27 protein-coding genes and 1 tRNA gene are annotated in these 21984 nt (G+C 60.2%); 13 read left to right on the top strand and 15 right to left on the bottom strand.

The features are described from left to right. Window positions 1-80: 80 nt before the first annotated feature. From ahpC to ABVN19_RS06755, 7 genes are all read right to left on the bottom strand, one after another. Complete coding sequence (gene ahpC, locus ABVN19_RS06785) at window positions 81-644, bottom strand: alkyl hydroperoxide reductase subunit C (protein ID WP_028941880.1); 564 nt, start codon at window positions 642-644, stop codon at window positions 81-83. A 205-nt stretch (window positions 645-849) separates the two neighbouring features. Continuing rightward, window positions 850-2205, bottom strand: a complete 1356-nt coding sequence (gene gorA, locus ABVN19_RS06780; protein WP_028941879.1) for a glutathione-disulfide reductase — start codon at window positions 2203-2205, stop codon at window positions 850-852. A gap of 95 nt (window positions 2206-2300) precedes the next feature. Next, the gene (galU, locus tag ABVN19_RS06775; RefSeq protein WP_028941878.1) at window positions 2301-3140 is read right to left on the bottom strand and encodes a UTP--glucose-1-phosphate uridylyltransferase GalU; all 840 of its coding nucleotides are present in this window, start codon (window positions 3138-3140) and stop codon (window positions 2301-2303) included. Between the two features lie 47 nt (window positions 3141-3187). Then, complete coding sequence (locus ABVN19_RS06770; protein ID WP_028941877.1) at window positions 3188-4549, bottom strand: UDP-glucose/GDP-mannose dehydrogenase family protein; 1362 nt, start codon at window positions 4547-4549, stop codon at window positions 3188-3190. Window positions 4550-4637: 88 nt separating this feature from the next. Beyond that, a complete protein-coding gene (locus tag ABVN19_RS06765) occupies window positions 4638-5552 on the bottom strand; it encodes a c-type cytochrome (RefSeq protein ID WP_028941876.1) in 915 nt (304 codons plus the stop codon). Beyond that, window positions 5549-6199, bottom strand: coding sequence for a c-type cytochrome (locus tag ABVN19_RS06760; protein ID WP_105641758.1), 651 nt, complete (start codon window positions 6197-6199; stop codon window positions 5549-5551). Before ABVN19_RS06760 ends, ABVN19_RS06765 begins: the two co-directional genes overlap by 4 nt. Window positions 6200-6354: 155 nt before the next feature. Beyond that, window positions 6355-6705 carry a hypothetical protein gene (locus ABVN19_RS06755; RefSeq protein WP_028941874.1) on the bottom strand — a complete coding sequence of 117 codons (351 nt, stop codon included), beginning with the start codon at window positions 6703-6705 and terminating at the stop codon, window positions 6355-6357. A gap of 161 nt (window positions 6706-6866) precedes the next feature. On the opposite strand from ABVN19_RS06755, the gene ABVN19_RS06750 reads away from it, so the two are divergent. The 8 genes from ABVN19_RS06750 to csrA all read left to right on the top strand — a co-directional run bounded on the left by ABVN19_RS06750 (window position 6867) and on the right by csrA (window position 12594). Beyond that, window positions 6867-7169 carry a DUF1883 domain-containing protein gene (locus tag ABVN19_RS06750; RefSeq protein ID WP_028941873.1) on the top strand — a complete coding sequence of 101 codons (303 nt, stop codon included), beginning with the start codon at window positions 6867-6869 and terminating at the stop codon, window positions 7167-7169. Between the two features lie 4 nt (window positions 7170-7173). After that, window positions 7174-7344, top strand: a complete 171-nt coding sequence (locus ABVN19_RS06745; protein ID WP_167332087.1) for a hypothetical protein — start codon at window positions 7174-7176, stop codon at window positions 7342-7344. Window positions 7345-7372: 28 nt separating this feature from the next. Next, window positions 7373-8446, top strand: a complete 1074-nt coding sequence (locus tag ABVN19_RS06740; protein ID WP_028941872.1) for a nitronate monooxygenase — start codon at window positions 7373-7375, stop codon at window positions 8444-8446. Between the two features lie 81 nt (window positions 8447-8527). After that, window positions 8528-9286 (top strand): molybdate ABC transporter substrate-binding protein, encoded by a 759-nt coding sequence (modA, locus tag ABVN19_RS06735; protein WP_028941871.1) that lies wholly within the window; start codon window positions 8528-8530, stop codon window positions 9284-9286. After that, the gene (gene modB / locus ABVN19_RS06730; protein WP_028941870.1) at window positions 9286-9966 is read left to right on the top strand and encodes a molybdate ABC transporter permease subunit; all 681 of its coding nucleotides are present in this window, start codon (window positions 9286-9288) and stop codon (window positions 9964-9966) included. Before modA ends, modB begins: the two co-directional genes overlap by 1 nt. A gap of 3 nt (window positions 9967-9969) precedes the next feature. Further along, entirely contained in the window at window positions 9970-11058 is a 1089-nt protein-coding gene (gene modC, locus ABVN19_RS06725) for a molybdenum ABC transporter ATP-binding protein (protein ID WP_105641759.1), read from the top strand. A gap of 44 nt (window positions 11059-11102) precedes the next feature. Beyond that, window positions 11103-12113 carry a DNA topoisomerase IB gene (locus tag ABVN19_RS06720; protein ID WP_028941868.1) on the top strand — a complete coding sequence of 337 codons (1011 nt, stop codon included), beginning with the start codon at window positions 11103-11105 and terminating at the stop codon, window positions 12111-12113. 280 nt (window positions 12114-12393) lie between these two features. Further along, window positions 12394-12594: a carbon storage regulator CsrA gene (gene csrA, locus ABVN19_RS06715; RefSeq protein WP_028941867.1), complete on the top strand. Its 201-nt coding sequence runs from the start codon at window positions 12394-12396 to the stop codon at window positions 12592-12594. A gap of 72 nt (window positions 12595-12666) precedes the next feature. Here csrA and ABVN19_RS06710 read toward each other — a convergent pair whose 3' ends face one another. The 4 genes from ABVN19_RS06710 to ABVN19_RS06695 form a co-directional block, all read right to left on the bottom strand. After that, entirely contained in the window at window positions 12667-13038 is a 372-nt protein-coding gene (locus tag ABVN19_RS06710) for a response regulator (protein ID WP_028941866.1), read from the bottom strand. Between the two features lie 19 nt (window positions 13039-13057). Next, entirely contained in the window at window positions 13058-14503 is a 1446-nt protein-coding gene (locus ABVN19_RS06705; RefSeq protein WP_028941865.1) for an ATPase domain-containing protein, read from the bottom strand. Between the two features lie 12 nt (window positions 14504-14515). Next, entirely contained in the window at window positions 14516-15637 is a 1122-nt protein-coding gene (locus ABVN19_RS06700) for an ATP-binding protein (protein WP_105641760.1), read from the bottom strand. A gap of 124 nt (window positions 15638-15761) precedes the next feature. Next, a complete protein-coding gene (locus tag ABVN19_RS06695) occupies window positions 15762-15959 on the bottom strand; it encodes a hypothetical protein (RefSeq protein ID WP_084167913.1) in 198 nt (65 codons plus the stop codon). 544 nt (window positions 15960-16503) lie between these two features. On the opposite strand from ABVN19_RS06695, the gene ABVN19_RS06690 reads away from it, so the two are divergent. Together ABVN19_RS06690 and ABVN19_RS06685 are read left to right on the top strand one after the other, a co-directional pair. After that, window positions 16504-16588 (top strand) — tRNA-Leu (locus ABVN19_RS06690). A gap of 126 nt (window positions 16589-16714) precedes the next feature. Then, window positions 16715-17128, top strand: coding sequence for a DoxX family protein (locus ABVN19_RS06685; protein ID WP_028941862.1), 414 nt, complete (start codon window positions 16715-16717; stop codon window positions 17126-17128). Between the two features lie 76 nt (window positions 17129-17204). Here ABVN19_RS06685 and ABVN19_RS06680 read toward each other — a convergent pair whose 3' ends face one another. Next, window positions 17205-17378 carry a hypothetical protein gene (locus tag ABVN19_RS06680; protein WP_167332086.1) on the bottom strand — a complete coding sequence of 58 codons (174 nt, stop codon included), beginning with the start codon at window positions 17376-17378 and terminating at the stop codon, window positions 17205-17207. Between the two features lie 48 nt (window positions 17379-17426). Then, the gene (locus ABVN19_RS06675) at window positions 17427-17621 is read right to left on the bottom strand and encodes a hypothetical protein (protein WP_028941861.1); all 195 of its coding nucleotides are present in this window, start codon (window positions 17619-17621) and stop codon (window positions 17427-17429) included. 254 nt (window positions 17622-17875) lie between these two features. Here ABVN19_RS06675 and ABVN19_RS06670 point away from each other — a divergent pair, with 254 nt between their 5' ends. From ABVN19_RS06670 to ABVN19_RS06660, 3 genes are all read left to right on the top strand, one after another. After that, window positions 17876-18112: a hypothetical protein gene (locus tag ABVN19_RS06670; RefSeq protein ID WP_084167912.1), complete on the top strand. Its 237-nt coding sequence runs from the start codon at window positions 17876-17878 to the stop codon at window positions 18110-18112. Between the two features lie 171 nt (window positions 18113-18283). Next, the gene (locus tag ABVN19_RS06665) at window positions 18284-18538 is read left to right on the top strand and encodes a hypothetical protein (protein ID WP_036989325.1); all 255 of its coding nucleotides are present in this window, start codon (window positions 18284-18286) and stop codon (window positions 18536-18538) included. 236 nt (window positions 18539-18774) lie between these two features. Beyond that, the gene (locus ABVN19_RS06660; RefSeq protein WP_105641761.1) at window positions 18775-20346 is read left to right on the top strand and encodes an arylsulfatase; all 1572 of its coding nucleotides are present in this window, start codon (window positions 18775-18777) and stop codon (window positions 20344-20346) included. Between the two features lie 78 nt (window positions 20347-20424). Here the strand turns inward: ABVN19_RS06660 and ABVN19_RS06655 are convergent, their stop codons facing one another. Both ABVN19_RS06655 and ABVN19_RS06650 read right to left on the bottom strand, forming a co-directional pair. Beyond that, entirely contained in the window at window positions 20425-21105 is a 681-nt protein-coding gene (locus ABVN19_RS06655) for a nitroreductase family protein (RefSeq protein WP_028941858.1), read from the bottom strand. Window positions 21106-21258: 153 nt separating this feature from the next. Beyond that, window positions 21259-21660, bottom strand: a complete 402-nt coding sequence (locus tag ABVN19_RS06650; protein WP_105641762.1) for a hypothetical protein — start codon at window positions 21658-21660, stop codon at window positions 21259-21261. Window positions 21661-21984 lie beyond the last annotated feature (324 nt).

Raw genomic sequence — 21984 nt, 5'->3', positions numbered from 1 at the left:
GGCGAAAGCGCCCGGGCGTTTTTGCGGGGCGGTGACAACGTCAGGTGCGGCAGACCACCGCCCTCGGCTGGCTCACGGTCTTAGATCTTGCCGACCAGGTCCAGCGATGGCGCCAGAGTGGCTTCGCCTTCTTTCCACTTGGCCGGGCAGACTTCGCCTGGGTGGGCAGCAACGTACTGGGCAGCCTTGATCTTGCGCAGCAGCTCGCTGGCGTCACGGCCGACACCACCGTCGTTCAGTTCGACGATCTTGATCTGGCCTTCCGGGTTGATCACGAAAGTGCCACGGTCAGCGATACCGGCTTCTTCGATCAGCACGTCGAAGTTGCGCGAGATGACGTGGGTCGGGTCACCGATCAGCGGGTACTGGATCTTGCCGATGGTGTCCGAAGTGTCGTGCCAGGCTTTGTGGGTGAAGTGGGTGTCGGTGGACACGCCGTAGATTTCAACGCCCAGGTCTTTGAACTCGGCGTAGTTGTCGGCCAGGTCGCCCAGCTCGGTCGGGCAGACGAAAGTGAAGTCGGCTGGGTAGAAGAACACCACGGACCATTTGCCCTTGAGGTTGGCTTCAGACACTTCGACGAACTTGCCCTGGTGGTAAGCAGTGGCTTTGAACGGTTTTACCTGGCTGTTGATGATAGGCATGAGTGACTCTCCTTCAGGGGGTTGAAAAATCTGATGGGAGAATCGTAGCTAATACACCGGCTCAATGCTCATTGGCAAAGCTGATGCTGCTGATTGGTTTTGGCTATAACGGGAGAGTATTAATAGAAGGGAATGGATGGAAGCATCGCGGGGCAAGCCCGCTCCTACGTTCTAGGAGCGGGCTTGCCCCGCAATAGCTCTACCCTCAACGAGCAGGCGTACGCAGCGTAACGAACTCCTCCGCCGCCGTAGGGTGTACCCCGATGGTCTCATCGAACTGCTGCTTGGTGGCACCGGCCTTGAGCGCAATGCCCAGGCCCTGGATGATCTCGCCCGCATCCGGGCCGACCATGTGGCAACCCAGCACGCGGTCGGTTTCGGCATCGACCACCAGCTTCATCAAGGTCTTTTCCTGCACCTGGGTCAGGGTCAACTTCATTGGCCGGAAGCGGCTCTCGAAGACCTGCACCTGGTGCCCCTGCTCCAGCGCCTGCTCTTCGGTCAGGCCCACGGTGCCAATTGGCGGCTGGCTGAACACCGCCGTCGGAATGTTCTGGTAGTCCACCGGGCGGTACTGCTCAGGCTTGAACAGGCGCCGAGCAACGGCCATGCCTTCGGCCAGGGCGACCGGGGTCAGTTGCACGCGGCCAATCACATCGCCAATGGCCAGGATCGAGGGTTCGGTGGTCTGATAAAGGTCATCGACGCGGATGAAGCCACGCGGGTCCAGCTCGACCCCAGTGTTTTCCAGGCCCAGGTTGTCGAGCATCGGCCGACGGCCCGTGGCGTAGAACACGCAGTCGGCTACCAGCTCGCGTCCGTCCTTGAGGGTGGCCTTGAGGCTGCCGTCGTCCTGGCGGTCGATACGCTGGATGTCGCTGTTGAACTGCAGGTCCATGCCGCGCTTTTCCAGCTCTTCCTTGAGGTGGGTACGCACCCCGCCGTCGAAGCCGCGCAGGAACAGGTCGCCGCGGTACAGCAGCGAAGTCTTGGCGCCGAGCCCCTGGAAGATACCGGCGAACTCGACAGCAATGTAGCCGCCGCCCACGACCAGCACGCGCTTGGGCAGTTCCTTGAGGTAGAACGCCTCGTTGGAGCTGATCGCCAGGTCCTTGCCCGGGATGTCGGGGATCTGCGGCCAGCCGCCGGTGGCGATGAGGATGTTCTTGGCGCTGTAGCGCTGGCCATCGACTTCCACTTCGTGGGCGCCGGTGAGCCTGGCGTGTCCTTCGAGCAGGGTCACCCCGCTGTTGACCAGCAAGTTGCGGTAGATGCCGTTGAGCCGCTCGATCTCGCGATTCTTGTTGGCGATCAGTTGACCCCAGTCGAACTGGGCATCTTCCAGCGTCCAGCCAAAGCCTGCCGCCTGCTCGAAGTCATCGGAAAAGTGGGCGCCATACACCAGCAGTTTTTTCGGCACGCAGCCAACGTTGACGCAAGTACCACCCAGGTAGCGGCTTTCGGCCACCGCCACTTTCGCACCGAATCCGGCAGCAAAACGCGCCGCGCGCACACCGCCGGAACCGGCGCCAATTACGAACAGATCAAAATCATGGGCCATTTCAGTCTCCTTGCCAGGCCGACAGCATACCCCCTGTCAGGGGCCGCAAACAAAAAAGCCACCCGAAGGTGGCTTTTTCATACAACACCGAAATATCAGTAGGCTTTGCCGGTCTTGTAGAAGTTTTCGAAGCAGAAGTTGGTCGCCTCGATGTAGCCTTCAGCGCCACCGCAGTCAAAACGCTTGCCTTTGAACTTGTAGGCAATCACGCAACCGTTCTGTGCCTGTTTCATCAGGGCATCGGTGATCTGGATCTCGCCGCCTTTGCCTGGCTCGGTTTCTTCGATCAGCTTGAAGATATCCGGGGTCAGGATGTAGCGGCCGATAATGGCCAGGTTCGACGGGGCGTCTTCAGGTGCCGGCTTCTCGACCATGCTGTTCACACGATAGATGTCGTCACGGATCATCTCGCCGGAGATCACGCCGTACTTGTTGGTTTCCTGCGGGTCGACTTCCTGGATGGCAACGATCGAGCAGCGGAACTGGTTGTACAGCTTGACCATCTGTTGCAGCACACCGTCACCTTCGAGGTTGACGCACAGGTCGTCAGCCAGCACGACCGCGAACGGCTCGTCGCCGATCAGCGGGCGGCCAGTGAGGATGGCGTGGCCCAGGCCTTTCATTTCGGTCTGACGGGTGTAGGAGAACGAGCACTCGTCGAGTAGACGGCGAATACCGACCAGGTACTTCTCCTTGTCGGTGCCCTTGATCTGGTTTTCCAGCTCGTAGCTGATGTCGAAGTGGTCTTCCAGGGCACGCTTGCCGCGACCGGTAACGATGGAAATCTCGTTCAATCCAGCTTCCAGCGCTTCTTCAACGCCGTACTGGATCAGTGGCTTGTTCACCACCGGCAGCATTTCCTTGGGCATGGCTTTGGTAGCAGGCAGGAAGCGGGTGCCGTAACCGGCTGCCGGGAACAAGCATTTCTTGATCATAAACGTCCTTAACAAGGGCTTTGCGTACGAAATTCGGCGCAGTCTAATCAGGCAGCAGTCACCTTACAATGCCCTGCCACCGGGCGACCGATGCCATGATAGAGAAATCCTAGTGGAGATAGTTCCCCCGGATCATAAATATTGCGCCCATCGAAGACCACGGGCATACGCATCAGGCCGCGCAAACGCGGCCAATCAGGTTGTCGGTATTGCTTCCATTCGGTCACCAGCACCAGGGCGTCGGCGCCTTCGGCGCACCCGTAGGGGTTGCCCGACAAACGCAGGCGGCCACTGGCCACGGCCTCGGGATAACGCTGCGCCACACCTTCCAGGGCCGCAGGATCAGTGGCCTGGACCCGCGCTCCGGCTGCCAGCAGCGCCTCGATCAACACCAGGCTCGGTGCCTCGCGCAGGTCGTCGGTGCCAGGCTTGAACGCCAGCCCCCAGAGCCCTACCACCCTGCCCTGCACAAAACCGCCAAAATGCTGGACCAGCGCCTGGAACAGCAGGGTTTTCTGCAGTGCATTGCGCGCCTGAACCGCATCGAGTATGGCTGTGGGATAGTCCGCGGCCCGGGCGGTATGGATCAAGGCCCGTACATCCTTGGGAAAGCACGAGCCGCCATAACCGCAGCCGGCGTAGATGAAATGGGTGCCGATGCGCGTATCACTGCCGATACCACGGCGCACCTGCTCGATATCTACATCGAGGCGTGCGCACAGTCCGGCCAGCTCATTGATGAAGGAGATTTTCGTCGCCAGAAAGGCGTTGGCAGCGTACTTGCTGAACTCGGCCGCCCTTGGGGTCATCAGCAGCACCCGATCATGGTTGCGCACGAACGGGGTGTACAGGCGCTGCAACAACGCCGTGGCATGCGGGTCGTCACAGCCCAGGACGATCCGGTCAGGGCGCATGAAGTCGTCGATGGCGCTGCCTTCCTTTAGAAACTCCGGGTTGCTCGCCACCGTCACGGATACCTTCAGCCCGCGGGCCTTGAGACCCTGCAGGATACGCCAGGCCACCTGTTCGCAGGTGCCCACCGGCACGGTCGACTTGTTGACCACAAGGCATGGCCGGACCAGCAGTTGTCCCAGTGCGTCGGCCACGGCCAGTACATGACCAAGATCAGCCGAGCCATCCTCCTGGCTGGGTGTTCCGACAGCGATAAAGGCCACATCGGCCTGCGCCACGCCGTTTTCCAGTGCCTCGGTAAAACTCAACTGACCGCTTGCCAATTGCGCCTTGAGCAGCGCGTCAAGGCCTGGCTCATGGATCGGGCATTCACCGCGCTGCAGGCGTGCGAGCCGTTGCCGGTCGCGCTCCACGCATACCACCTGGTTACCCATTTCGGCAAAACAGGCCGCCGTCACCAGCCCCACATAACCCGCTCCGATTACACACAGTCGCATGGCCGCCTCTCCTTGCTGGGATGCAGTCATTGCAACGAAGGGGTGTTGCACCGGCATGACGACTTGGCGTCATGCCGGTGACAAGGCGCTACTTGCCGGTGCCCTGGCCGATCAATACACCGTCAAGTTTCTGCCCGTACAGGTTGACCCCGTCATTGGCGTGGTACTTGAGGCGGGTCTTCTCGATCGAGCCTTCCACCAGGCGCGGGTCCTGCGGGCGTTCATGGCGGTTGATGAAGGCGGCGACGTCCCAGGCCTGCTGGTCACTCAGGCTGCCGGGCTTGCCCAGGGGCATGTTGTACTTGATAAAGGACGCGGCGGTGTTGATCCGGTGCATGCCGGCGCCCCAGTTGTACGAGTCCTTGCCCCACAGCGGCGGCATGACGTAGTCCTTGGCCACTTTCTGCCCTTCGCCATTGGCGCCGTGACAGATTGCGCACTGCTGCTGGTAAACCTGCTCGCCGCGCTTGAAGTCATAGCCCAGGGCAGGCTTGGGCACCTCGGGATAACCCCGACCCGGCGTTTCCACACCGATCGGCGCCTTGCTCGCCAGCCAGTAGGCATATACCGACAAGGCCGTCATCTCCGGGCTGTCTGCCGCCGGTGGCGTGCCGTTCATGCTGAACTGGAAGCAACCCTGGATACGCTCGGCGAAGGTGTTGACCTTGTCGTTTTTCTTGCGGTACGCCGGGTACATGGGATACGCGCCCCACAAGGGAGCCGAATTGCCCAGGCGCCCCTGGTCCAGATGGCAGTTGCTGCAGTTCAGACCGTTGCCCACCTTGTCGGGCATCATCCTCCGGGTATCGACAAACAAGGCGTGGCCCTGGCGGACCATTTTGCCGAAGGCGTTGTCTGGCAGTTCACTCTCGGCAGGCGGTGCAAACCCCGGGGCGCCGCTGGAAGGCGGAACCGTGATCTGCGACTGATCATCCATGGCTATCGGTGCGGCGTGGGCAGTGCCCAAAGCCAGGGCCAGCGCCCCGAACATCAATGGTTTCATGGCTTGACCTCCGGGCTTGCTGGGTTGGCGAAGTAGTCGGCAACCGCTTTGATTTCTTCATCGCTCATCGCCTTGGCAACACCGACCATCAACTGGTTCGGGTCGTTGCTGCGACTGCCGTCGCGCCAGGCGTTGAGTTGCGCCACCAAGTAAGCAGCCGGCTGATGCGCCAGTGGAGGAAAGTGCTCGCCAACCCCGACGCCGCCAGGGCCGTGACATTGCACGCAGCCAGGCAGCTTGCGACTCCAGTCGCCATACAGCGCCAGCTTCTGAGTGGCGTCGCCGGCCATCTGCTGGCGCCGGGTATCGGCCACCGGGTCGCTCGGCATGGTCGCCAGGGTGGTGGTGACCGCCTGGATTTCCTCATCGCTGAGGGCCTTGGCCAGTGGCTCCATGATTGGGTTCTTGCGGGTGCCGTCACGAAAATCGTGCAGCTGTTTGCTCAAGTACGCGGCAGGCAACCCGGCCAGGCGCGGAAAACCAGCCGCCGCCATGCCCTTGCCATCGGGGCCGTGGCAACCCAGGCAAGCCATTGCGGCGGGGTTCTGCCCGCCCTGGCTGAAGATTTTCTGGCCGTCTGCGGCATGAGCTGTGGTGACTGAGAACAGCAGCAGGCTGCTCATCAGGATTCGATCCAGTGGGATCATCACGGACTCCATTTTCTTGTTATAAGCTTAGGCTTATTAGTCATAAGCCAACAGATAGTAGGCCCATCCGCCGCCAGCGACAACGCTGTAGGACGCAAGAAAATGGCAAATCGCCAGCTGAAACGATTAGCTTGCTATTAAATAGCGTAACGGACTCAGCCCGAGATGCAGTGCGTTGCTGCAGTTTTTACATCGCCCAGGCGCAAGGGGAAATTGTTCAAGCGTTCATACAACTTGATACTGCTGCCGCCACCGCGTTCGTTGATGTCGACCAGCGCTGCGGGACCGGCGCCGACCTTCTGTGGCACGACCAGACGCAAGCCATCGTGGTGCTTCTCCACTTCCAGCGGGCCGCGGGTCTCGGCCAGCTCCTGCTGCACGCAAACGGCGTACTCCTGAGGCTTTTTGCCGGAGATCACGCTCAGGGTTTCCGGGGTGTTTTCGAGCTCCGAAACACTTGCACAACCCCCCAATGTCACTGCCAGCGCTGCTACAACCCACTTCATCAAGCTACACCTCCACCACGGAAAGACACTCTGACCGCGCCAAGTCCATTTTGCTCCCTTCGTTGGCAGATTTATCGCGCTGGCCGGTACGAAGGGCGCCAGCCCGACCGGTGATCATGGTATCGTTTCGGTTTGCCGACAGATCCATTGCGGAGAGCAACATGAAATTCGTACACCAGCGCGAGCACCTCAACGAGGATGACATTGTCGTCATCCACTGCTCCCAGCGCTGCAATATCCGTCTGATGAACGACGCCAACTTCCGCAGCTTCAAGAATGGCGGGCGCCACACCTATCACGGCGGTGCGTTCGTCGACTTCCCGGCCAAGATCACTGTGCCCAGCACCGGATTCTGGAACATCACCATCGATACCGTCGGCCCTCGCGCGCTGTCGGCCGTGACCAAGCCGACCTTCACCCACACCATCAAGATCATCCGCCGTTCGTCCTCGAAGCTGAGATAAGCCCATGAGCCAGACCATCAAGTACGTCATCAAGTACAAGCTCGACGGCGAGCGTCGTTTCGACTTCGCCCTGCTCAGCAGCGACGCGCCGGAGCAGGTCCAGGCCGCGCTGGAAAAACTGCACGGTGACGACGCCAAGAAAATCACCGACATCAAGGTGAGCAAAGCCCTGTAATCGCCACACCGCACAAGGAAGCCCAGGCATGAACCGTTGGCCAGATACCCGACTTCTTGACGTGTTCGGCATCGAAGTGCCGATCATCCAGGCGCCAATGGCCGGTTCCACCGGTTCGGCCATGGCAATTGCCGTGAGCAACGCCGGCGGCCTGGGCTCCTTGCCTTGCGCAACATTGGGCCTTGAGCAGATCCGCAGTGAGCTTGAAGCCTTCAGGCAGGCCAGCACCGGCCCGCTCAACGTCAACTTCTTCTGCCATCAACCGCCCCAACCCGATCCTGCCCGCGACGCGGCCTGGAAGCAGGCACTCAAGCCCTACTACGAGGAACTGGGCGCCGACTTCGACGCGCCAACGCCGGTGTCCAACCGCGCACCGTTCGATGACGCCACGTGCCAGTTGGTCGAGCAGTTCAAGCCTGCCGTGGTCAGTTTTCACTTCGGCCTGCCGGACGCTGACCTGCTGGAGCGGGTCAAGGCTACCGGGGCCAGGGTGCTGTCCAGCGCCACCACCGTCGACGAAGCCGTCTGGCTGGAGCAGCATGGATGCGATGCGATCATTGCCATGGGCTACGAAGCCGGCGGTCATCGCGGGATGTTCCTCAGCAACGACCTGAACACGCAGGTCGGCACGATGGCGCTGGTGCCCCAGATAGTGGACGCCGTGAAGGTGCCGGTGATCGCCGCCGGCGGTATCGGTGATCATCGCGGCATTGTCGCCGCCCTGGCCTTGGGCGCCTCGGCCGTGCAGCTGGGTACCGCCTACCTGTTGTGCCCGGAAGCCAAGGTGTCGACGGCTCATCGCCAGGCACTGCAGAACGCCAAGGACAGCGACACCGCCGTGACCAACCTGTTCACCGGCCGCCCGGCCCGCGGCATCAATACCCGGATCATGCGCGAACTGGGGCCGATGAGCGTGCTGGTGCCGCACTTTCCGCTGGCAGGTGGTGCGTTGATGCCGTTGCGGGCAATCAGCGAGCCCACTGGCAGCAGCGACTTCAGCAACCTCTGGTCTGGCCAGGCAGCGCGCCTGGGCCAGGCGTTACCCGCGGGTGAACTGACCCGCAGCCTTGCGCAAAAAGCCCTCGCTCAGTTACTTCGTTAAATCAGAGCTTTCCGTTTGTCGGACAATCGCTATATATTCATGTATACAACGATTACCCCTCAGCCCGTGGAGCTGTGTTTCATGAGTAAGTGCGCACCCCGTTTTGCCCTGGCCGCCCTGGCCGCGTACATGACCATCAACAGCGCCTGGGCCGATGAAGTCCAGGTTGCGGTCGCCGCCAACTTCACCGCGCCCATCCAGGCCATCGCCAAGGACTTTGAGAAAGACACCGGGCACAAGCTGGTAGCCGCCTACGGCGCCACCGGGCAGTTCTATGCGCAGATCAAGAACGGCGCGCCGTTTGAAGTCTTCCTGGCCGCCGACGACAGCACCCCGGCCAAGCTCGAAAGCGAAGGCGACAGCGTCAAGGGTTCGCGCTTCACCTATGCCGTGGGCACCCTGGCCCTGTGGTCGGCCAAAGAGGGTTACGTGGATGCCAAGGGCGAGGTCCTGAAGCAAAACCAGTTCAAGCACTTGTCCATCGCCAATCCGAAAGCCGCACCCTATGGCCTGGCCGCCACCCAGGTACTGGACAAGCTCAAGCTGACCGACGCCACCAAGGCCAAGATCGTCGAAGGCCAGAACATTACCCAGGCCTATCAGTTCGTCTCCACCGGCAATGCCGAGCTGGGTTTTGTCGCCCTGTCGCAGATCTTCAAGAACGGCAAAGTCAGCCAGGGCTCGGCCTGGATCGTACCGGCCACCCTGCATGAACCGATCAAGCAAGACGCGCTGATCCTCAACAAGGGCAAGGACAACCCCGCAGCCCAGGCGCTGGTGGATTACCTCAAGGGCCCGAAAGCCGCTGCGGTAATCAAGTCGTACGGCTACGAAATCTGATGCCTCTGGATGCCAGCGACCTGGGTGCCATCTGGCTGACCTTGAAACTGGCCAGCCTGACCACGTTGATTCTGCTGTTGGTCGGCACCCCCATCGCCTGGTGGCTGGCGCGCACGCGCTCCTGGCTGCGTGGGCCGGTGGGGGCTGTGGTGGCTTTGCCCCTAGTGCTCCCCCCCACGGTTATCGGCTTCTACCTGCTGCTGGCCCTCGGCCCGCACGGCTGGATCGGCCAGGCCACCCAGGCCATGGGGCTGGGCACCGTGGTGTTCAGCTTCACAGGCCTGGTAATCGGCTCGGTGATCTACTCGATGCCCTTTGTCGTGCAACCACTGCAGAACGCCTTCAGCGCCATTGGCGAACGCCCGCTGGAGGTGGCCGCGACCCTGCGTGCCACGCCCTGGGACTGCTTTGTCCATGTGGTGTTGCCGCTTGCCCGCCCAGGCTTTATCACTGCCAGCATCCTTGGCTTTGCCCATACCGTGGGCGAATTTGGCGTAGTGCTGATGATTGGCGGCAACATCCCCGACAAGACTCGCGTGGTGTCGGTGCAGATCTTCGACCACGTCGAAGCCATGGAATACGCTCAAGCGCACTGGCTGGCGGGTGCCATGCTAGTGTTCTCGTTCCTCGTGCTGCTGGCGCTGTACACCAGTCGCCGGGGCAAGTCGGCCTGGAGTTGAGTGATGAGCGCAACGATTCATGCGCGGCTCAAGGTTGCCCGCAACGATTTTGAACTGGATGTCGACCTGCAGTTGCCTGGGCGCGGCATCAGTGCCCTGTTTGGCCACTCCGGCTCCGGCAAGACCACCTGCTTGCGCTGCCTGGCCGGCCTGGAACGCGCGCCCGAGGCCTACATCGAAGTCAACGGCCAGGTATGGCAAGACTCGCGGCGCAAGCATTTCCTGGCCCCCCACTTACGCCCGATCGGCTATGTGTTCCAGGAGGCCAGCCTGTTCCCGCACCTGCCGGTACAGGGCAACCTGACCTTCGGCTGGCGACGCATTGACGCGAAAGATCGCAAGGTCAGCCTGGACCAGGCCTGCGCGCTGCTGGGTATCGAGCACCTGCTCGAGCGCAAGCCAGCCACCCTGTCCGGCGGCGAAGCCCAGCGTGTGGGCATTGCCCGAGCGCTGCTCAGCAGCCCGCAGCTTTTATTGATGGACGAGCCGCTGGCGGCCCTCGATGGGCCGCGCAAGCGCGAAATCCTGCCCTACCTCGAGCGCTTGCACGACGAGTTGGAGATCCCGCTGATTTACGTCAGCCACGCCCAGGATGAAGTTGCCCGCCTGGCCGATCACCTGGTGCTGCTGGAGCACGGCAAAGTCCAGGCCAGCGGCCCGATTGCCGCCACCCTTGCCCGCCTCGACCTGCCCCTGGCGCGGGGTGACGACGCCGGAGTCATCATTGAGGGCCAGGTGAACAGCTACGATCCGGGGTATCAATTGCTCGGCCTGCAACTGCCGGGCAGCGCCTTGCAACTGCGCCTTACCCACGACCCAATGGCCCTCGGCACCTCGTTGCGCCTGAAAATCCAGGCCCGTGATGTCAGCCTGAGCCTGGCCCACGAGAGCCAGTCGAGCATTCTCAATCGGCTGCCGGTGCAGGTCACCGGTCACCAGCCGGCAGATAACAGCGCCCATGTACTGGTGAGCCTGGAGGCCGATGGCAACGTGCTGCTGGCGCGAATCACGCGCTATTCGGCCGACCAAATGGGCTTGCATACAGGCCAGCAACTGGTGGCGCAGATCAAGTCGGTGGCACTGCTGGGCTGATCGCGAGGTCCATAGAACAGGCCCTCGCGATCGGACCCCGGACTATGCCCGACATTCCCCTGCCCGATGAGTTGCACTATGTCGATGACAGCCAGCCGGGCCTGCGTCGAAAAACACTGCGTGGGTCCTTTGTCTATGTCGATGCCGCGGGCCGGCGCATCAACGACCCCGTCACCCTGGAGCGCATCAAGGCGCTGGCCATTCCCCCGGCCTACACCGACGTGTGGATCTGTGCCGACCCGTGCGGCCACCTGCAAGCCACCGGGCGTGATGCACGCGGCCGCAAGCAATATCGCTATCACTTGCAGTGGCGGGACTTTCGCGACAGCCACAAGTACGGCCGCATGCTGGCCTTCGCCAACCTGCTGCCCAAGCTGCGCAGCCAGCTGGACAGCCACCTGGCACGCCCCGGGTTGGACCGGGAAAAGGTCCTGGCGCTGGTCGTGAGCCTGCTCGACACCACACTGATACGAGTGGGCAGCCGCCAATATGCCCGCGACAACCACTCATTTGGCCTGACCACCCTGCGCAATCGCCACGTCAAGGTCCAGGGCAGCGCCATACGCTTCTGCTTTCGCGGCAAAAGCGGCATCGAACACCAGGTGACCCTGCGCAACCGCCGCCTGGCCAATCTGGTCAAGCGTTGCATGGACTTGCCGGGCCAGGACCTGTTCCAGTACCAGGATGAACAGGGCCAACGCCATTGCATCGGCTCGGCCGACGTCAACGCCTTCTTGCAACAGCTGACCGGCAGCGACTTTACCGCCAAGGACTACCGCACCTGGGCGGGCAGCACCCTGGCTCTGAACCGATTGCGCACGCTGCAGTGGCAACCGGAGCCACAGGCTCGCCAGCAAATCGTTGAAACGGTCAAGCACGTGGCCCTGCGCCTGGGCAATACGCCAGCGGTGTGCCGACGTTGCTACATTCATCCGGCCTTGCTGGAGTGTTTTGCCCGTGGCGAGTTGGCCAAACTGCCAACTGCACGAAAACGCAAGGGCCTGGAGGTCGAGGAAGTTCGCCTGTTGTTGTTTCTACAGGGTATTGCCCCTTGAAATTGCCTTCGATTGACCATAGTTCTCATATCATGCAGAGAAATTTCCCATATTCGTCCAACCCCCCTATGCTTGCGGGTGTGAGCAGCGTTCGCTGCTGCGGAGCGCTCAATTGCCCCCTGGGGACCTGCTACTAAAGACTCACTACAGAATCTGTGTTCGGAGGAATTAATATCCGCCGAAAGCGTCTTTAATGAAGGAATAGAGGAACGCGTTGCGCGTGTTTCCGGCCGCTGCAGGCAAGGCCTGTGGGGCAACTTACGTTACCAAGGAGATATAAATGCTGATACTCACCCGCAAGGTTGGCGAAAGCATCGTCATCAATGACGACATCAAAGTCACCATTCTGGGCGTCAAAGGTATGCAAGTGAGGATCGGCATCGATGCACCCAAAGATGTCCAGGTGCACCGCGAGGAGATTTTCAAACGCATCCAGGCCGGCAGCCCGGCACCGGACAAAGGAGACGAGCATCACGAGTAACCCTCGCTGACTCAAGCCGCACGGATGCGCTTGACCCTGCCACGCAAGCCCTGGCAGCAGGCCGCAATGGCCTCATGATGGTTCGGGTGCGCCGACCAGCTCCTTGACCTTGGCAATCATCTTGTCGATGTCGAACGGCTTGTCGAACACAGCTACGAACAAGTCGGGATTGTCTCGCCCCTGATGGGCCTGGGCACCGCTCATCAAAATGACCGGCAAGCCCTGCAATTGCAATTCTTCGCGGATCTTTCTTGCCAGCTCTTCGCCATTGAGCTGCGGCATCATGTAGTCGGTGATCACCAGCTCCACGCGCTTTTCTTTCAAGAAATCCAGTGCCTTCTGCCCATTGCTGGCCGTTTCGACCACGTAGCCTTCATCCTCAAGGGCGTAGCCGAGGATATTGGCGATCAAGTACTCGTCGTCGACGACCAGAATCGTACTCATGGCAGTGCAGCCTGCAGACTCACGCGCCCTGCACCGGCGTCGCGGTACCGGACAGCACCGCCGTGGCCTGGGTGAAGGCTTTTTTCAGATCAATACCCTGGTCGCTGATGATCAGCTCCAACAGCGCCGGATCGTAATAGCTGTCCCTCACCTTGAGAATCGACAACAGGCGCTTGAGTTCCGAGTCCAGCTCGACAAATCGCATCAGCAGCAGGTTGTCGACGATGCTCGAGAGGTCTGGTGCAGGTGCGTTGATTTCTGATCCGAAGATATCGCGCATTTCCCAGGTGGCCATGACACAGACGTCACGGGCGCGCAGTTCGCCGGTCAGGGCGCGGAAGAATTCATTCAGCCTCGCAGGATTGGTCGCCAGTCGGGTGAAGGCGCCCAGGCTGTCGATCAGCACACGACGAATGCCATGCGCCTGGACGTGCTGCAGCAAACGCGCACCGACATCATCGAGCAACCCCTCGGTAGTTGGCTGCCAGACGATATGCAATGCGCCGCTACGCTCCAGGCCGGCAAAGTCATGGCCAAGGGCGCTGGCCTTGAGGCGCAAACGCTGGGGCGTCTCATAAAAGCCAAAATGCAGGCCGGGTGCATCGACAGTGGACGCGGCCAGGAAACTCACACCCAGGGACGTCTTGCCGATACCCGAAGGCCCCATCACCAGGGTCAGCGACGCGTCGGGCAACCCACCGCCCAGCAGCTCATCGAATACCTTCACACCACTGCCGACTCGGCCAAGCACATCGCTGCCCAAGCTGCTCGGGTGGCTGTAGAGCGATTCCAGCCTGGGGTAGACCTGCAGGCCGTGATCCGTGATCTCGCATTCATGCAAACCTGACAGCGCCCCGCTGCCTCGCGTCTTGCGCAGCTGGATGCGCCGGATCGAGCGGTTGCCGACCAACTCCTCGCCCAATTCGATCACACCATCGACCATGGTGTGCTCCGGGCTACCGTCGTCCAGTCGCGAACTGGTGAGAAACAGCACCGTGCAGCCCGCGAACGCCGCATGCCCTTGCAGCTCGGCAATGAATTTCTTGGTATCAAGAGGCGTTTCAGCCCGGGAGCGGGCGGTGAGCAAGCCGTCGACGATCAACAACGTAGCCTGGTGACGATTGATTTCCCCACGCAGCAACTTGACCACCTCGTCCAACCCTTCGCTCTCCAGCGTGTCGAATGCGCTGACAAACTGGATCTGATTGCCGATCAGAGCCGGATCGAAAAAGGCCAGGGTCGAAAGGTACTGGAACAAGCGCTCGTGGGATTCGCTCAACAAGGTCGCTACCAGTACTCGCCCACCCTGGCCGACATGGTTGAAGGCCAGTTGGTTGGCCAGAATCGTCTTGCCCGACCCCGGTCGCCCTTGAACAATGTAGGAGGCGCCGACGATCAGACCGCCCTTGAGTAGCGCATCGAGCCCAGTGATATCGGTGGCAAGTCGTTTGAGCTGTTCCACGATAGTGCGACCTGTTCAATTCGTCGTTGAGGTGACCGGTTGGTAGGCCGGCAGGTACAGCGTCATGCAAGTGCCGTTGTCGGCGCTGCTGACGACGGTGACCGCGCCATTGCTTTGCCTGGCAAAACCATAGACCTGGCTCAACCCTAATCCAGTTCCCTTGCCAAAGGCCTTGGTGGTGAAAAAAGGTTCAAAAATACGCGGCAGCACATGCGGGGCAATGCCTCGGCCATTGTCGCTGACATCCAGGCGCACAAAGCTGCCCTGCAGGTCATCGACCTCCCCTTGCAAGTGGCAGTTGCGCGCCCGCAAGTCGATCACCCCGTCGTGCTCGACGGCATCGCGGGCATTGAAGATCAGGTTGAGCAAGACCATCTGCAGTTGACTACCATCGACTTCGACATCCTGCACGTCTTCGTCGATCCGTATATGCAGCTCGATGTCTTTGGGCAGTGCCTGCCCGAGCAACATCCGCGTCGAATCGATCAAGGGGGGCAAGGCGACCCTTCCGGTGTTCATTGCCTTGTGCCGGGCAAAACTCAGCAACTGCTGGGTCATCTGGGTGCCCCGCTCACCGGCATCGAGAATATGCTCGAGCAAACGCTGGGTACGCTGCGGATCCCGGCTGCTGAGGGCCAGGCGGGCCGAGCCGAGAATGATGGTCAGAAGGTTGTTGAAGTCATGGGCCATGCCCCCGGTCAATTGGCCGAGGGCTTCAAGCTTTTGCGCCTGGAACAACTGCGCACGCATGGCATCGAGCTGCTGGGCTGCCTCGCGGCGGTCGGTGATGTCGCGGGTGACTTTCGCAAGGCCGACAATTTCGCCCTCCGTCCCACGGACCACATCCAGTGCTGCCAAAGCCCAGAACTGCGTGCCGTCCTTGCGCACACGCCAGCCCTCATCCTGGGCAACACCGGTACTCAAGGCCAACGCCAGGAGCCTGGCCGGCTTGCCTTCGACACAATCCTGCTCGGTGAAAAACAGCGAGAAATGCTTGCCGATCACTTCGTCGGCGCGCCAACCCTTGATCCGTTGTGCACCTGCGTTCCAGGACACTACATACCCATCGACATCAAGCATATAGATGGCGTAGTCCACCACCGCCTGCACCAGTTGCTCATAACGACTGGCATGCATGGTGTGTAAATCCGAGCGATCAGAAGGCCCCATGGCAGCTCCACGCAAATCGCAGACGTAGTCAAGAATAGACAGCATACGCTGCTTGCAACGACTCAGGCCCGGCAATTGTTCCGGTGTGTCGCTACTGTGTTTGCCTGGGGCGGGTCTTGAACACAAGGTACAGGCACCCCGCCAGAATCAGTGCCCCACCGGTAAACGCGTATACCCGCTGCTCGGTGGCAAGGTCCGGATCACTGCCCATCAACACCAGCAGTACACCCGATGCGATCAGGCTGAAAAACAGAAAGGCTGCTGCCAACCAGGCATTGACGAACAGCAAGCGCCAGAACCACCGGGCACGAGACCTGGGTGGCTGAGGTGAAGGGAGCTCGGGGGCAGACACGTCGCGACTGGCTCATGTTGGATCCAATGAGCGGTACAGTGGCCGAATGACATTTCGGTGTCAATTGCTCTATAGTCAGCCCTTCCCTGCTCGTATCAACCATTAATGAGGGCGCAACACTTGGCTGCCGACCCACGGATGAAAGGCATTCACGACGATTTGCACAGCACCGCACGCGAACTTGAACGTGTGTCGCGAGAGCTAGGAGGCCACGCCCGCTACCTGCAGTGCTCGGTCCACCACACCGATGCCGCCGAGGTGCTGGGGCAGATTCAGGGGCTGCAAGCTTCAGTTGAGCAACTTCGCGACGTTGCACATCGAATCCGTCGATAAGCCCCGCCCAAGCACACCTGGGGGCCGGCGTGCGGTTGACTCAAATATAACGATGAGTTATAAAGCACGCTTGATTGCGGAGGAAAAGCATTTTCCCCAGGGCTTTGATTCAATCGCGCGCCCGGTCGCCAGACGCTTTCAAACCTGTGCGAGTGTGGTGGAATTGGTATACACAGCAGACTTAAAATCTGCCGGCGTGAGCCTTGCGGGTTCGAGTCCCGCCACTCGCACCATCTTCTGAAAAAGGCGCCTTCAAGGCGCCTTTTTGTTGCCTGCGATTCATGCCCTTCCCTGCCTGCGGCGCAAAGGCTGCACGCACCTGCTATGGTGAAATTGCCCCATCACAAAGGAAGGCAGCCATGCGCTATACCCTGTTCGACAACCAGCGTGACGTGATCATCCTGCTTGCGCGGATTCTATTGATGATCCTGTTCGTGATGTCTGGCTGGAGCAAGATGACCGGCTTTTCCGGTACCGTCGAGTACCTCGGCTCCCTGGGCGCGCCCATGCCCCAGGTGGCTGCCGGGGTGGCAGTAGCCATGGAGTTCTTCATCGCAATACTGTTGATTCTCGGGTTCTATACCCGCCCACTGGCGTTTCTGTTCGCCCTGTTCGTGGTGGGTACCGCCGTTATCGGCCACCCATTCTGGAACATGGTCGACCCGGCGCGTGCCGCCAACAGCGTTCAGTTCTTCAAGAACATGAGCATCACCGGCGGCTTGCTGCTGCTCGCCGTTACCGGTGCCGGCAGATTCTCGGTAGACGGGCGATAGTTCCACCACTTTTAAGAGCGGGCTCGCCCGCGATAGCAGTCTGCCTGACGCACTGCATCGCGGGGCAACCCCGCGACTACAAGTCGTCCAGGGTATCGACGCCTTCGTCCCAGTCCACGTCGTCTTCTTCCTCATCCGCCGGATCATACATCGGGTCGACTTCGTCCTGTAGCGCGGGATCGGCGTCATAGAACTCATGATCCAGCAAGTGATCGTGTTCGGGTTCGTGAAGGTCTTGTTCGTCGTGCATCGAAGGTTCCAGATTTTCGCGCCTGTATAAGTGCGCAATGATTACAGCTCACTCCTGGCGAAGCAACGCGGCATTGGCCTGTCGAACCATCTGTACCCATTCACTGGCACTCACCGAGCCTGAGTGCTCAAGCCGCTCTGCAGCCAACAGGGCCTGGTCATATTCCGCTTCTTGCAGGGAGTGCTCGCCAAGATACCTGGCCCGCCATTCCAGCATCGCCGCAGCGCCTTGTTTATCGTCCATCCCCATCCTCACGTTGCGCTGATTGAAGGCACGCAATCCAGGTGCCGCCTGAAAGGCGGCGAGATTACACCACATCAAAGCCAATGAGAATTGTTTGCATTTTTACCCTTATCAGAAACAGACGAGCGGACAATCGCTTGCGCTGGGCATCTGCGTCGCAACGGCCTCGTGAGGCACTGTTTTGGTCGCTAACGACCTTGTTGGCTGTCAACACAGCGACTAATACTTAAGTCTTACCTGGGGAGGTATAAAAAATGCTGCCAAGATTCGTTGTCGTTCCAGCAGTGCCCATTGAGACGCATTCTGTACGCAACGGCACTCGATACTACGCAACTACCGTCACGGGAGGTTTTGACCTCTATGACAATCAGGAAAAGCTTCGACTCAAGCCCAGCTATCCCACCCGGGCCGAGGCCGACGCCGAATGCGCCAGAAGAAACAGCGAGCCCAGCTGTCACTATGCGGTCTTTCCTCAACTACGGACGGTTTGAGCCATACCTGATCCTTGCTGTTCAACGGTTGTCCCAGCGGCTCTTCGTGGCACTTGTCTGCGGGAGACTGGCAGATTCGGGCAACCCGCACAGGTGAGCTACGCTCAATAGGTTGACACGAGCGTGCTGTACTCGCGTCTGGCTGGTTTTATTTCGTTCGGGAGAACCGTTATGAAGTACCTGGCAGCGTTTATCGTCACACTGACACTGGGCAGTTCCGCCTTCGCCACTGAATGCGATGACAGCATCAAACAGCTCGAAAATATCGACAAGACCGACGGCCAGGCCCTTGCCGGTGGTAAGGTCGATGAGTTTCGCGAATTGCTCGATCAGGCCAAGCAGGCACAAAAAGCAGGCGATGAAGAGCTGTGCAATGCTTCAGCGCAGCGCGCCCTGCAGATCTACAAGGTTGGACGCAGCAAATAGGCGAACACCTTGACTCGGTCGCTGCCGCTTGAGCCTCCACGACCGCTTCGCGTTCGATCGCAGCCTGGCGGCAGCGGCTACGAGCAGGACTGCATTTCCTGCTGAATACTCCCCTGGCTAGTTTGTTCGAACTACCCGGATTTCCCCCTCAATATCCTCCCTTCTGCTGTCGCGGTTTCACCACCTGTCTCTCTAGTATCGAAGTCAAAAATCAACAATAACAATGGAGACAGGACATGACCCGCACAGGGAAATGGTCACGCCTACTTGCCGTGGCAGGTGCACTATTAATCGCGTCACTGGGTGTAGGCGCCGCCGACAAACCGAACATCCTGGTGATCTTTGGTGACGATATCGGCATGTTCAATATCAGCGCCTACAACCAGGGGATGATGGGCTACGAGACCCCCAACATCGACCGCATCGCACGGGAAGGCGCATTGTTCACCCACTCCTATGGCGAGCAGTCCTGCACCGCCGGCCGCTCGGCCTTCGCGCTGGGCCAGCACCCCTTCCGCACCGGCCTGTTGACGGTCGGAATGCCGGGCTCCGAGCATGGCATTCCGGACTGGGCACCGACGATCGGTGATGTGATGAAACAGCAAGGCTATACCACCGGCCAGTTTGGCAAGAATCACCTGGGTGATCGCGACCGGCATCTGCCAACCAACCATGGTTTCGACGAGTTCTTCGGCAACCTCTACCACATGAATGCCGAGGAAGAGCCGGAAACCTACTACTATCCCAAGGACCCCGAGTTCCGCAAAAAGTACGGTCCGCGCGGGGTGATCCACTCCTACGCCGACGGCAAGATCGAAGACACCGGTGCCCTGACCCGCAAGCGCATGGAAACCATCGACGATGAACTGGTGCAGGCCACCGAAAACTTCATCGACAAGGCACACAAGGCAGACAAGCCCTTTTTCGTCTGGTTCAACTCCACTCGCATGCACATCTGGACCCACCTGAAGAAGGAGTCCGAAGGCAAGACGGGCGTTGGCCTGTACCCGGACGGTATGGTCGAGCACGACGGTCATGTCGGTCAGTTGCTGAAAAAGCTCGATGACCTCGGGATCGCCGACAACACGATCATCATCTATACCACCGACAACGGCGCCCAAAAGTTCTCCTGGCCCGACGGTGGCACCTCGCCCTTTGCCGGCGAAAAAGGGACATCCAACGAAGGGGGGCATCGCGTGCCTTTGTTGGTCAAATGGCCCAAGGTCATCAAGCCGGGCAGCCACTACAACAACTTGATTGCCCACAACGACTGGATGCCCACGCTGGCTGCCGCCGCCGGAGACCCGACGCTGGTTACCGACCTGGCCAAGGGTGGCAAGCTCAACGGCAAGGACTACCGTGTCCATCTGGACGGCTACAACTTCCTGCCGTTTTTCAAGGGGGAGGAGAAGAGCAGCCCACGCGAGGAGTACTTGTACTTCAGCATGGGTGGTGACCTGGATGCGATCCGCTGGAAGGAATGGCGGGTCAGCTTCGCCACCATGGACGGCGATTTCGGTACCGCGTCGCGCAAGGTGACCAATGCCCCGATACTCACCAACCTGTTGGCCGACCCGTTCCAGACCGCTCGCCAGGAATCGCCTCTGTCCAAGCGCTGGGCAGCCGACCAAATCTGGCTGTTCGTTCCGGTACAGGCCAAGGTCAAGTCCTTCCTGGCCAGCCTGTCGCAGTACCCGTTTCAGGAAGGCGTCAGCCTGAACGTCGGCAATATCAACTACCAGAGCCTCGCGGTGAAGAAAGCGCTGATGGGCCTGAAGAACGCGCCACCTGCCAAGCCAGGCGAATAGAGGTAATCGAGGACCTGAAACACAAGGGCAGCCATTGGCTGCCCTTTTTCGTTGGCGCTGCGATCAGTGCGCTGCGAATCAAACGTCGTGCCACGACACCGCGCTTTCGGTCGCGGCTCGCGAGGTGAAAAAGCGATTGGCCGGCGCGTCGTGATCGGCATGCCCAAACGACACACCACACACCACCAACCGGCTTTCATCAATTGCAAAGTGGCGCCGCACAAACGCTGCATGGCTGGCCAATGCGGCCTGAGCGATGGCCCCGAGTCCCAGCGCCTCGGCAGCAAGCAGCAGGTTGGCAACATAACCACCACAATCGACGGCACCGTAGGTGCCGAGCCCTCGTTCGGTGGTAATGATCGCGACGTGTGGCGCCCCGAAGAGTGAAAAGTTGCGCAGCATCTGCTGCCGACTCGCCATTCGGTCACCCGGTGCAATACCGATACTCTCGTAGAGCTGCTGCCCACATTCGCGCCGGCGTTGTTGGTAAACCCCGTTATATTCAGCCGGAAAATCAAAGTCCGGCTGAGCGGAACCGGACAGCAACTCGGCTGCATAGGCAGCCCGAAACCGCTCCGTCGCCTCGCCACGGGTAACGATGACTTGCCAAGGCTGAGTGTTGCACCATGAGGCCGAGCGCTGGGCCAGCGCGAACATGTTCATTGCCACCTCATGCTCGACGGGCTGTGGCAAAAAGCCCCGGCAACTGCGGCGGCGGTGTAACAAGCGTTCCAACGTGTCGAGGGGTGCTGGATTCATCGTGGAGCCCTGTTCGATTCATGAAAATCATCCCGACACTAATGCTGAGGGGCGCTCCCTGGTTGGCACAACCACCTCCAGTGGGTGGGCAGGGAAGCACTCGGCATGCTTGTGTTTACTTTGCGTGGCCTCCGTGGGCAAGCCCTGCCCTGCTCATGCGGTCCCCCTGCGTTTTTGAATCAGCACCGCGAGCCCCGCCAGGAGAATGGCGAGCAGGTACGCAAACAAACCAAGGTTGATCCCCACAATCATTTTTTCCGAGCCATCCGTGAGCACCATTGAGCCCCCGTAGCCGTCACGCAGCCAGTAGGCCATCAAGAAGCCCCCGGTGACGAACACGGTAAGCAGGCTCGCCAGCCTGAGGTCATCCTTGCCCCACACAAGCCACACGCTGAATGCGCCAATGGCCGTATTGGTAAACAACTGCCACGTCTCGTGCAGACGCGCATGGGGCGCCCACGCCTGATTGAAGACATGGGTATCATTGATCTCGAGAATCGGTACAACGACGGCGTAAAAAACAATGCCAACGGTCACCAGGCACTTTTCCAGCATGTAAAACCTCCCTGTCCTGCGTTTATCCAACGTATCCGGCAGGCTGCTCATCCCGCTGCAGAGTGGTGCAGACCCGCCCATCATGCGACAAAGCGCAGAGGACGTTGCGGTCAATTTCGCCGGACTTGCGCAACTTATGGCGCCGAAACATTTTTTTCAGCGTTTTCAACCAGATACACCGACTTATTCAGGCAAAACAACTAGCCCACTCTTCCTATACTGCAGGGCGGCGTCCGCATGCCTGCGCGCTCCAGCGAGCCAGGGTGCTTGTTGTGCTGGCAAGTGGATAGCCGCTCTGCGGAAATGATAGGACAGGAATCGCCT

It is taken from the genome of Pseudomonas vranovensis (assembly GCF_040438935.1).
GTDB classification, from domain to species: domain Bacteria; phylum Pseudomonadota; class Gammaproteobacteria; order Pseudomonadales; family Pseudomonadaceae; genus Aquipseudomonas; species Aquipseudomonas vranovensis.
The sequence above is the reverse complement of the archived record's forward strand: the minus strand, read 5'-3'. Positions and strand labels throughout refer to the sequence as shown.